The organism is Bradyrhizobium sp. HKCCYLRH3061 (genome assembly GCF_051168015.1).
Taxonomy (GTDB): Bacteria; Pseudomonadota; Alphaproteobacteria; order Rhizobiales; family Xanthobacteraceae; genus Bradyrhizobium.
The window spans coordinates 20068-31556 of record NZ_JBNPUE010000033.1 but is presented as its reverse complement, the minus strand read 5'-3'; the positions used below and the strand labels follow the sequence as shown (position 1 = coordinate 31556).

Sequence of the window (11489 nt, the reverse complement as noted above, 5' to 3'; positions counted from 1 at the left end):
TCGGCGGCATGCGCCAGCGCCTCGAGCCGCGGCAGGCCGAGGAAACCGCAGGTCCCCTTGATCGTGTGCACCAGCCGGAAGATGTTATCGAGGATCTTGGCGTTGTTCGGCTCCTGCTCGAACCGCACCAATTGATTGTCGACGGTATCCAGGCTCTCGCTGGTCTCCGTCAGGAACTCACGCAACAGATCGTCCATGAAACTGGCCTTCCAAGAATTGGCGCCGCGGTCACGGGGCGACCGCTGATCCTGTCAGAGCGACGGTCGGTCCCGGCCTTCACCAGCAGCGCGGATCGATACCCGGCCCTCGCCGACTCGGCTGAACAGACTTTCGTCCAAGCCATCGTTAGGTGGGGCTTTTATCCGTCCCGTTAATTTTATCGTCCGTGCTAATACGGACGTAGCACCGACCTCTCAGGCTGAGGTGAGCCCGGCCCCTTTCCGCGGCCGGAATGTCAAGGCATCGCTTCTGCCGGCGCGACTGCGCGATCCTCTCGCTCGATCAGCGCCCTGATCTCCTTCAGCGCCTTGTACAGCGCTCCTTCCGTGACATGGCGATCCACCATCTCGGCTTGGCCGGCGGCTTCCGGAATCGCCCTGCGCAACTCGTTCATACAGGCGAGATAGGACGCGCGATAACGGATCGCGTCGTTCTTCAGATACATCGTCTGGACGCAGAGGTAGAGGCGCTTGGCCGGCGTATCGGCGGTCTCGGCGGTGACGGTGTCACGCTCGCGGAGGATAGGCGCGTCGCCTTCGACGATGAAGCGGGCGCGCGTGTTCGAATTCACGATGACACTGTCGCCGATCACGATGCGCTCGAAAGGCTTCAGCTCGACCCGCAGGGGCATGGCCCAGTCTCCTCTCAGAAGTCTCCTCTCGGGAGTCTCCTCTCGGGAGCGGCGTCGTCGGCAGGCTGCACTCGCGTCGACACGACGTTGCTCTCGTGCTCGCTGTCCGGCTGATCCGGCGCCGCAGCCGAGCGGCGTCAATTTGCGAATAGTCTAGAGCCGAAAACGGCGGGGCAAGCCCCGCCGCCTCCGATATTCGTGGGTGCCGTCCGCGCCTTAGCGCAGCAGCTGCAGCACGCTCGCCTGCGACTGGTTGGCGAGCGACAGCGCGGACACCGCGATCGACTGGCGGGTCGACAGCGCCTGGCTGTTGGCCGCTTCCTCGTTGGTGTCGGCCAGCGTCAGGTTCGACGAACCGGTCTGCAGCACGTTGATCAGGTTCTTGTTGAAGTCCTGACGAACCTGCACGACCGAGAGGTTCGAACCCAGCGTCGAGGCCTCGTTGCGCAGCGTGGAGCTCGCCGAGTTGAGCACGCCGATGACCTTGTTCGCCGAGTTGTTGTCGAGGAAGTCGGTGCCCGAGGTCAACGTCGAGAGGCCGAGGCCCGCCGAGTTGAACGTGACACCGGTGATCGACAGCGTCGACTTACCGGTTTCGTTGAAGGTCAGCTTCAGCGTGTCGCCGTTCAGCAGGTTGATGCCGTTGAACGAGGCGTCAGCCGCGGTCGTGTTGATCTGCGCCAGCACGTTGTTGTACTGGGAGACCAGGCTCGCGCGCTGCGTCTGAGCAGTCGCGTCCGCCACCGGAGCCGCCGCCGTCAGGCCGTTGAAGGACTGGCTGGAAGCAGCCGCCGTACCACCGATCGCGCCGATCGTGGCCGAAGCCGCGTCGTTGGTCGTGGTGATCGAGATCTTGCCGGTGGACGAGTCAACGGTGGCCTGCAGGTTGTTGGCTGCGAGCTTGGCGTTGAGATCGTTCAGCGACTTGACCTGCCCTGTCCCCAGGCCGAACGTGATGCTGGTCGCCGTGCCACCTCCTGTGGCGCCGACCGTCAAGGTCTGACCCGACAAGCCGTCGCCGACGGCAGTCAGCCCGAGCTTGGCCAAGGTGCCGCTGCTGCCCGAGAGCGTCAATCCCGCCGCCGGCGGCGTCAGGGTGATCGCACCTGCGGTGATCGACGCCGTCACGCCGGTCTGGGTCTGGATCGCCGACAGCAGGTTGCTGACGCTGTCGCCGATGCCGATGTTCGTGCCGGTCGAGGACGTGCCGGTGACGAAGGTGAAGGTGGTGCCGTTGACGACCAGCGTCTCACCCGAGGTGATGCCGCTGGCGAGGTCGTTCGACGAGCTGCCCGACGTACCCGACAGCTTGGTCGAGCCGGTGATCGCCGCCGGCGTCGTGTTGTCGTTCTGCACGACCGAGCCGGTCACCGCCGTCGAGCTGGAGCCCAGCAGGTCGGTGGCGGTCGCGCCGGTCAGAGCTGCCGAGGTCACGCTCGACTTGGTGGAGTAGCCCACCGCGCTCTGCAGCACCTGGTTGGCGATCGACTTGGCGCTGTCGACGAGCTTCTGCAGCGAGGTGATGCCGGTGTTGGCGGCCTGCAGCACCTGCACGCCGTTGCCGATGCCGTCGAGCAGATTGGAGATGTCGGAAGCGCGGTTGTCGAGACCCTGGGCGGTGAAGAAGTTGGTCGGATTGTCGAGCGCCGAGTTGACCTTCTTGCCCGTGGAGAGGTTGTTCTGCGTGGTCGCGAGGAGCTGAGCCGTCGACTGGAGCGAGAGCAGGTTCTGGCGAACCGACGCAGAGAGTACGATACCTGACATTGTCATTCCCTTCTGGATGAACATGAGTAGACATCGCCGCACCGTTCTGTCGGCGATGGCGCAGACTGGTCCGCGGAATCCTACCCGTTCGTTAAATTGACTTCGGAACGGCCCCTCGGGGCATCCGCTGCCGCCGTTAATGCTAATTGGCCGCTAATCAGCTCGATCAAATGCGCGCAGATCGCCGGAATTCGCGGTAAAATGGCGTGCAAACGCAGGCCTTGCGGCCGGCCCACGCCAATGCGCGGTGCGACCGTTAAGGCAGCGCTAACCAAGAGCTTGGGGAAGGGTGGCAGGTCAGGAGGGGGCGCGGTCGGCGCACGGGAGGACGATCTCGACGCTGGCGGCCGGGCCGTGCGGCTCCTTGAGCTCCAGTCGCCCATTCGAGCGCCTGACGAAGTCCTCGACCAGCCGGATCTCCGAGAATACCGCATCGGCTGGAGCCGCATCCGCCGCGCTCGCTGACGCCGTCAACACGATCTGCACGTCGCAGGAGTTGCCGCCGGCGCCCGAGCCGGCGGCCCGCATGCGCCTGGCCTGGATATCGATGCGGCCGCCATGCTCCAGTCGATGCCGCGCACCGATCGCAAGACACAGCAGTGCCGCCATCAGCTGACCCGGATCGGCGAAGACGGCCGGCACGTCCGCGCTCACCGATGTCGTCACCTCGACCCCGGTGCCCAATGTCGGACGAAGCAGGCGAGCGACGTCGACCAGGAGCTCGTTCAACTCCACCGCACATGGCTGCGGCGGCCGGCCCCTTGCGAACGACAGAAGCTGCGACGTCAATCGAGCGCCCCGGGTCGCAGCCTCGTCGATCAGACGCGCGACGGCCGCCAGTTCGGGCTTGTCCTCGACCGCCTCGGCGAGGATGTCGATGGTCCCCGTGATCACGGTGAGAATGTTGTTGAAGTCGTGCAGCAGGCCACCGGCAACCTGACCGACGATGGCCATCCCTGGATGGATGTCGGGCGTCGCTGCAGCCGGAATGTCTGCGCTCGGGCTCGGCAGCGACTGATTGGACCGCTGGTAGGTGGAAGAAGCCATGAATCCTGCAATACCTGTTTGGGGGGAGGACGGCGGGGCTATCGGAACGCAAATGAACGGACGCCGCTGCAATGTTCAGCTTCGTCTTGACGCTCAGCCTTGGCGCTCAGTCTCATCGCTGACCATCGATCGCGCCCCGGCTGGATGCAGCATCAGTCGGACTCCTGCTCCTGCCATGACGACAACCTCGTCACCGCCAGTCGCAGGACACCGGCCGATGCCTCCACTCGCGACGAGAGTTGCATCCGACAGAAAAAGATCCGTCAACGAATCAGCGCGCTTATTAGCGATTTTGGCTTCAAGATGTCCGCTGTCAATTGCGGCGCTTGCTACGTGGTGCCGTGCCCGGCGGAGCTGCGGCGCCCGGAGCAACGAGACATTCGCCGCAAGCGTGCTGCGCTGCCTTCACGAGCCGAGGCGGGGGCCGATGCGTGCCGACTGTATACAACCGCGCGCGGTCAGACCAGCACATCGCACACACGTTGATGGCTTGAATCCGCAACGCGCATTCGCGCCCGTCTGCACGACAACGCACACAGCAGGAGCGAATGGTCTTTACTGGGAATATTACCCGCGATTCTTCTTGTCAGCGGATGGGACGCAGTTCTATGGAACCATGAGGGCATTGAGATCTGCGAGGCTTCGTTACTGCAATGCAGGAGATGGCTTTGGACCCCAGCTTGCGTTCTCCGAACGGCTTCCTGTCGTCGCTGTCCGACGATGATTTCGAGCTGATCCGACCCTATCTGCGGACCGTGGATCTGGTGCAAGACTCCGTTCTCGCCGAGGTCGGCGAAAAGCTGACACGCATCTACTTCCCCCATCGCGGTGTCATCTCGCTGGTCGTGAACCTCGCGCGCGGAGAGCGCGTTCAGGTGGCCATGATCGGTCGCGATAGTCTCTTCGGAAGCATGTCCCTGCTCGCAGGCAGCGATCCGGTGGTGCTGAACAGCGCGGCGGTCCTCGTTCCCGGTGCTGCATCGGTCGTCGACATCGACAGGGTCCGGGCAGCCGCCGAACAGAGCCCCTCGTTTCGCGCGCTGATGTTGCGCCACGCACTCGCCATCTACGTGCAGTGTCAGCAGACCGCCGGTTGCAACGCCGCCCACACCGTCGAGTCGCGTCTCGCCCGTTGCCTGCTGCAGACGCATGACCTTTCAGGCGGCAACAAGCTCTACATCACCCAGGAGTCCCTGGCGCAGATGATCGGTGCCCGTCGCAACAGCGTCTCGCTGGTGGCGAGCACGCTGCAGCAGGCCGACTTCATCCACTATAGCCGCGGCCATATCGAGATCATCGATCTGGACGGGCTGAAGAGGACGGCGTGTGAGTGCTACGGCGCCGTGAAGGCTCACTACGAGAATCTGGTCCGGCCGCGCAGCCTGCCGTAGGCAGGCGTCGTTCCGGCCGTCGCGCGCCGGCGCCTCGCCGAACGCCCTTGCCTCCGTACAACTACGGCCCATCGCATGATCCCCATCACCGATGCGGACGGAATTAACGCGCTGTTCAACGGGCGCTGATAATTGTCGACGTGCTGACGAGCGCGAGTTCCAAGAAGCGTCGAATAATCTTCGTGCTGATATATCTCGCCCGTGTTCGGCTTTTGACCAGACGCGCGGAGTAATGACATGGCCTTTGATCTGTCGATGCCGATCCTGGTGGTCGATGACTACGCCACTATGATCCGGATCATCCGCAACCTGCTGAAGCAGCTCGGATTCGAGAACGTCGACGACGCCAGCGACGGATCGGCCGCGCTCTCCAAGATGCAGGCCAAGAAGTATGGGCTCGTGATCTCCGACTGGAACATGGAGCCGATGACCGGCTACGACCTGCTGCGCGAGGTGCGTGCCAGCCCGGAACTGTCGAAGACCCCGTTCATCATGATCACGGCCGAGTCGAAGACCGAGAACGTCATCGCCGCCAAGAAGGCCGGCGTGAGCAACTACATCGTCAAGCCGTTCAATGCTGCGACGCTCAAGACCAAGATGGAAGCCGTGTTCGGCCCGGCCGAATAGCCGACCCCCCTTTGAATGCCCTGCGCGGCGGCCGGACCGGTGTCCGGCCGCTTTCTCTTTGGCGGACGAACTCCGCGCGGTTGACGTCGGCAGGACGCATACATCGCCGCCCCCTCCCCGTAGTCGTACGGAAACCAAAATTTACGAGGGGGTCAGAGCCGGCCGATAGACGTAATCCTGCTTGCCGATGACCATGTCAGGGTGGCAACGGGACAGGGAATTCATGCGCAACGAACTCCTCGTGATCGAAGATGCCGCCGTGCATCTTTCCATCTTGCGAAAGATTGCAGCCCAGGCCGGCCTCGCCACGACGGGCGTGAGCTCGGTCGACGCCGCCTCGCTCGTCCTGCACAAGAGGGACTTCGACTGCGTCACGCCTTACCCCTCCCTGGGAGACCGCTCCGGCACCGAGGTTCTCAAGCTCGACATAGCTCCCCCCTTCTCGACGCCGATCGACCTGATGCGGTTCCGGCAAACTCTCAAGCAGATCGCGCAGGAGACCGATCGCCGGCGGCTTTCAGAGCGGCAGGCCGGTAGCAGGCGATGAGCAAAAAGAAGCGCTTTCTGGGAGCGCCTGCAGCGATCGCGCTGATCCTCATCTGCGTCATTGCCGGCAGCAACCTCTTCTTCCTCACCAACCTGCGCGAGAACGCGCTTCAGCACGCCGAGGAAGATCTCAGCCGCCATAGCCTCACGCTGGCGGAGAACGCCGACCGTTCGGTGAAGTCCGTCGACCTCGTGCTCACGAGCGTGCGCGACTACCTCGTGCGCGGCGGCGCTATCGACGCTGCGACGTATCGCAATGTCGCGTCAGACCATCAGACCCACCTCCTGCTCAAGGAGAAAATCGCGGGACTGCCGCAGATCGATGCGGTGACGCTGATCGACGCACAAGGCAGGCTCCTGAACTTCTCGCGCTACTGGCCGATCCCGGACGTCAACATCGCCGACCGCGACTACTTCAAGGCGCTGAAGGCCGACCCTGCGCTGCAGACGTTCCTCAGCACACCGGTTCAGAACCGCGGCGACGGCACCTGGAACATCTATTTTGCCCGCCGGCTCGACGATTCCAATGGCAAGTTCATGGGCATGATGCTCGGCGCCATGTCCGTACCCTATCTGGAGAACTTCTTCGGCTCCACCGCGCAGGGTCTCGATGCCGCGGTATCGCTGGTCCGCGAGGACGGTACGCTGCTCGCGCATTTTCCGCCCACGAGCGAGATCGGCAAGCCGACCTCCGGCTTCGGTCAGCGCGCGCTGTCGGCCGGCGGCGTGCTGCGCGAGCCCTCCGCACGAACCGGCGAGATGCGCCTGCGGGCCGCAAAGATGCTGCCCAACTATCCCGCGATGATCGTGGTGTCGGTATTCGAGCACGACGTCCTGAAGGCCTGGCGTGACATGGCGACGCTTCTGGTCATCGTGTCGCTGGTGAGCGCGATGGCCGTGCTCGCGGCCGCGGTCCTGATCTCCCGCTGGTGGGAACGCCACGAGCACCTGATCGAGGCCGCCGAGGCCGCGAACGCGGCGAAGTCCACCTTCGTCGCCATGATGAGCCACGAGATCCGCACGCCGATGAACGCGGTGCTCGGCCTCGCCACGACGCTGCTGGAAACCAATCTCGATCCCGAGCAGCGCCGCTCGGTGGTGGCGATCCACAATGCCGGCGACAATCTGCTCGAGATCCTCAACGACATTCTCGACTTCTCCAAGCTCGAATCCGGCCAGCTCTCGCTCGAGGACATCGCCTTCTCCGCCGAGGCCCTGGTCCACAACACGCTCAGCATCATCGGGCCGCGGGCTTCCGCCAAGGACCTGAAGCTGAGGAGCGTCGGCGACCCATCCGTGCCGCCGGCGCTGGTCGGCGACGCCGGCCGCATTCGCCAGATCCTGCTCAACCTGGTTTCCAACGCGGTCAAGTTCACCTCGTCCGGCGAAGTGGTCGTCACGACGCGCTGCATCGAGCAGGATGACGAGAAGGCGACCGTGGAATGGACGGTGACCGATACCGGAATCGGCATTGCCGCCGACAAGATCGGCTCGCTGTTCGCGAACTTCGTCCAGGCCGACAATTCGATCAGCCGCCGGTTCGGCGGCTCCGGACTCGGACTCGCGATCTGCAAGCGACTGATCGAGCAGATGGGGGGTGACATCAAGGTCACCTCGACGCTGGGCAGCGGATCCACGTTCTCGTTCCGCCTGACGCTGCCGATTGCCGAGACCGTCGCGGTGCCAGAGCAGAACGACGACGGCATCTACGCCTCGCTGCAGAACCGGATCGCGGCGTTCGGCCGGCCGCTGCGCGTCCTCGTGGTCGACGACAATCCGACCAACCGCCTGGTCGCGACCAAGATGCTCAAGGATTTCGACATCCAGACCGACACGGCCTGCGACGGCGCCGAGGCCGTCACCGCCGCCAGCCGCTTCAACTACGACCTGATCCTGATGGACGTCCGCATGCCGGAGATGGACGGCTTCCAGGCGACCCGCACCATTCGCGCACGTGGCGAGCGCCGCTCCAACGTGCCGATCATCGCCTTCACGGCGAACGCCTTCATGGAGGATATCCGAGCCTGCCGGGAAGCCGGGATGAACGACTTCGTCGTCAAGCCGGCCCGCAAGAAAGCGCTCGTGGAGGCGATCCTGCGCGTGCTGCCCCTGCCCGTTCCGGTGCCGGTGCCGGAAACCGCGGCGTCGGACGCCCCGCTGGTGCCGGCTCAGCCGGATGCCGCGGCCGCCGACGTTGCCGCCGACACCGAAATTGCTCCCGAAGCTGCGCTGGACCGCGAAGCCTATGCCGAGCTGGTCGGCGAGATCGGCGACGAGGCAGCACAGGAGATCCGCGACGTGTTCTTCAGCGAAACGGATGCGCGGCTGAAGCAGCTCCGCCAGCTGACGCTCGACGGCGAGCGCATCAAGATCGGCCGCGAGGCGCACTCGCTGAAGAGCGCAGCCGGCACCTTCGGGTACCGCCGGCTCGCAACCTACGCACTCGCGCTCGAGAAGAGCGCGCCGCGCCTGTCCGCCAGGGAGTATGCCGAGCTGCTCGACAACATCGAGGCCGCCTACGCCGCCGCCCGCGCCCAGGAGCTGCAATATTGAAGCGGGGAGGCCGCAGGCCTCCATGGCGCATGCCGATCGGCGCGACGTCCCCGTATGGCGCACCGCGGCGACGAGGACGGGCTCGGACGATCGAGATGGCAAACGAGACGTTCACGACGCGGATTCGCCGAACCTGATCTTCATATTCCCTTACAATGGGTTGACGCCGTACTTCTACGGCTCACGATTTTCACAATCAACTAATCATGAGCTGCCAGACTTGGGGTCACATAGGAGATGTGTCCCATGTTTACTTTTGAAACCGCCGACCAGAAGGAAGTCAGGCGTTTCCGAATTGCGCAGTTCAACGGCCGGACCGCGACCGTGAAATCCGGCGGATCCACGATCACCGGCCACGTCCGTTCAGTCATGGAAAAGGAAGCGAGCGTCCCGCCGCGCTGGACCATTACGATTGTGCCGACGCCGCCCAAAGCCCAAGCGCCGCTGCGACCGACCTCCCGGGTTCGCCCCTTCGCCGAGGATTATTTCTGACAGCACGGACGTCCGCGTCCGCAATCAGCGCGTTCGACCGAGCCGGTCGGACGCCAATTGTCGTTGTCTGCGTTGCGGGGGCACCGCGGGGTGGAAGGCGCGAGCGCGGCATTCGCGCTCGTCCGTCGTCATCCGATCTGGTTGAGGAGTGCTGCGCGGACGAGTTCGGCGGTGTTGCGCGCGCCGACCTTGCGCATGGCTTCGGCGCGATGGCTCTCGAAGGTGCGGGGGCTGATGCCCATGCGCAAGGCGCCCTCCTTGTTCGAATGGCCTTCGCTGATCAGCTTGAGGACCTCGTGTTCGCGCGGGGTCAGCGACTTGCTGGCCCGGCCGGGCGGTCGCGCGGGCGCCGCGCCCTGCTCGTGAGCCGGCACCGCCCGCGACAACGGTCCGAACTGCCCGTGCGCGCCGGACATCTGGTTGACCAGGGCGCAGACCCGCTCGGTCTGTAGCAGCGCATTGTCGACGACCACCTGGACATGCCGGCGCTCGCCGGGCGTCCTGGCAATCTCGTCACTGCGCTGCTTGATCTCCTCCATGTAGAGCATCAGCGCGGTCAGCGAACCGTTCAGTTGACGAGCCAAGGCGAGCGTGCCCCGGTCGTCCTGCTGTCCCACCGCAAGCGGGGCCGGGGCGCGCAACCGGGGCGCCGGGAGGCCCGGGTCGTTAACCTCCAGGCCGCCGGGAGCAGGTGCGACGTGATCGTCGGATAGGCTGTTGTTCAGCTGTGCCATGCCTCATTCTGGCGCCACAGCGACTTTAACATGGTTAATTCTGCCGCCCGTAGCAATACGGGCTTCTCCGGCAACTCGCGCAACCGTCGATACTTTCTCTCGAAAGTTGCAAGCCGAAATAGTTAAGCCGGTGCGCGATGCCGGGCTTCGGAAGACCGTCCCCGGCGTGCGCGGCGGCGCCTGTCCAAGACGCCGCGCATTCCTACGATTGTTTACTGACATTAATTTCGCACCAACTGTTTCGTGCTTCCATGCGTTCCGTGCCCGTCCGTGGAGACGAGCGACCTTGACATGTAGCTGACAGCCTGACGCCAATGGGACCGGTCGACCGGATCTGGGAATTCCTGCAGCGGTTGTCACCGCTGACACGAAGCTGTCTGCTCAGCGAGCTCGAACGGCTGGAGCTGAGCGGCGTCGACATGCCGGGATCCGCCGACCTCCAGGCGCGGCTGCGCGCCGAGATCCGCAACAACAACGGCGCCGGCGGCCACCGCACCATCAATCCGTCGCGCTACTTCTTCATGCCGGTCGAGCAGCTTCTCATCGACGGATCGCCGGAGCATGCCAATGAGGGCCGCATTGCCCGCGGCTCCCTCACGCCGATCTGGGAATGGATCTCGCGCGATCTGCTGCCGACCATGGCGCGCGACTACAACGCACAGATGAAGGACCTCATCGCCGCGGACAAGCAGCGCGAGATCCGCCAGACGGCGAGCGCGTTCCAGACCAAGGTGACGAAGTCGCTGGAAGGCACGCTGGCGCGCGCCGAAGGCATCGAGCAGGTCCGCAGCAAGCTGAAGGCCTATACGGCATCGCCGTCGGTGTTCGACGACGTCGTGAAGCTGATGAAGGCGCTGCGCGCCCGTGAGGAACTTGCAAAGTTCGCCGATTCGTTGCCGGACCGGATCGCGGAGTTCGACGATCCGCAGGTGAAGAAGATGGTGCTGCTGCTCGATGCGCTGCGCAAGAAGCAGCCGGAAGCCGTGCCCTTTGCGTTGACGCTCGTCGCCAAGCGTCTGAAGGAGCCGTGGCAGGTGATGCGGCTGGCGACGAAGGCGGCGCGTTCGAAGAACATCGCCGACGTCATCGCGGCACCCTACGCGATGACCGTGCCGATGGTGCTCGACCAGCTGGAGGACAAGCGGCTCGCGCTCCGGATCGCGCTGAAGAACAACCGCGTCGTGACCGCCAAGGAAATCCTGACCAGCATCTATGACATCGAATATGCGATCCAGGTCCGCATCGATCGCATCGAGGACTCGGACTGGGGGACGCGCCTGAACGCCATCATGGCCAATACCGACAAGATGGTACAGGCCGAGGTCAAGCGCTTCCCCGAAGAGGTCGGACACGTGCTCGGCTCGAACAGGCTGCGCAGCCATCGCACGTTCGGCGGCCGCCTCACCTATTTCGCCTGGAAGGGCCGCGATGCGATCAAGACGGTGCTGCGGTCGGCAACCGGTTGACGGCCGCGCGTTCGAAGCG

The 11489-nt window shown here is 64.4% G+C and carries 11 protein-coding genes; 6 read left to right on the top strand and 5 right to left on the bottom strand.

The genetic code is table 11. The annotated features are described in order from the left end of the window. The 4 genes from ACQR2C_RS31920 to ACQR2C_RS31905 all read right to left on the bottom strand — a co-directional run. A partial coding sequence (locus tag ACQR2C_RS31920) for an Hpt domain-containing protein (protein ID WP_434863719.1) occupies positions 1 to 197 on the bottom strand: 197 nt, incomplete at its 3' end. A 257-nt stretch (positions 198 to 454) separates the two neighbouring features. Beyond that, positions 455 to 850 (bottom strand): flagellar biosynthesis repressor FlbT, encoded by a 396-nt coding sequence (gene flbT, locus ACQR2C_RS31915; protein WP_315716969.1) that lies wholly within the window; start codon positions 848 to 850, stop codon positions 455 to 457. 216 nt (positions 851 to 1066) lie between these two features. After that, positions 1067 to 2614 carry a flagellin gene (locus tag ACQR2C_RS31910; protein ID WP_316239160.1) on the bottom strand — a complete coding sequence of 516 codons (1548 nt, stop codon included), beginning with the start codon at positions 2612 to 2614 and terminating at the stop codon, positions 1067 to 1069. A 297-nt stretch (positions 2615 to 2911) separates the two neighbouring features. Further along, a complete protein-coding gene (locus ACQR2C_RS31905) occupies positions 2912 to 3661 on the bottom strand; it encodes a histidine kinase dimerization/phospho-acceptor domain-containing protein (RefSeq protein WP_434882916.1) in 750 nt (249 codons plus the stop codon). Between the two features lie 668 nt (positions 3662 to 4329). On the opposite strand from ACQR2C_RS31905, the gene ACQR2C_RS31900 reads away from it, so the two are divergent. From ACQR2C_RS31900 to ACQR2C_RS31880, 5 genes are all read left to right on the top strand, one after another. After that, positions 4330 to 5052: a Crp/Fnr family transcriptional regulator gene (locus ACQR2C_RS31900; RefSeq protein WP_315800638.1), complete on the top strand. Its 723-nt coding sequence runs from the start codon at positions 4330 to 4332 to the stop codon at positions 5050 to 5052. A gap of 237 nt (positions 5053 to 5289) precedes the next feature. Then, entirely contained in the window at positions 5290 to 5679 is a 390-nt protein-coding gene (locus tag ACQR2C_RS31895; protein ID WP_008968243.1) for a response regulator, read from the top strand. Between the two features lie 223 nt (positions 5680 to 5902). After that, on the top strand, positions 5903 to 6226 hold the full coding sequence (locus ACQR2C_RS31890; RefSeq protein WP_434874248.1) for a response regulator: 324 nt from the start codon (positions 5903 to 5905) through the stop codon (positions 6224 to 6226). Beyond that, complete coding sequence (locus tag ACQR2C_RS31885; RefSeq protein ID WP_315800639.1) at positions 6223 to 8778, top strand: hybrid sensor histidine kinase/response regulator; 2556 nt, start codon at positions 6223 to 6225, stop codon at positions 8776 to 8778. Before ACQR2C_RS31890 ends, ACQR2C_RS31885 begins: the two co-directional genes overlap by 4 nt. A gap of 246 nt (positions 8779 to 9024) precedes the next feature. After that, entirely contained in the window at positions 9025 to 9270 is a 246-nt protein-coding gene (locus ACQR2C_RS31880) for a hypothetical protein (protein ID WP_006614403.1), read from the top strand. Between the two features lie 128 nt (positions 9271 to 9398). Here the strand turns inward: ACQR2C_RS31880 and ACQR2C_RS31875 are convergent, their stop codons facing one another. Further along, positions 9399 to 10004: a LuxR C-terminal-related transcriptional regulator gene (locus ACQR2C_RS31875; protein WP_434882915.1), complete on the bottom strand. Its 606-nt coding sequence runs from the start codon at positions 10002 to 10004 to the stop codon at positions 9399 to 9401. 314 nt (positions 10005 to 10318) lie between these two features. Between ACQR2C_RS31875 and ACQR2C_RS31870 the strand changes: the two genes are divergently transcribed. Then, positions 10319 to 11470 carry a hypothetical protein gene (locus ACQR2C_RS31870; protein ID WP_315800641.1) on the top strand — a complete coding sequence of 384 codons (1152 nt, stop codon included), beginning with the start codon at positions 10319 to 10321 and terminating at the stop codon, positions 11468 to 11470. The last annotated feature ends 19 nt before the right edge of the window (positions 11471 to 11489 follow it).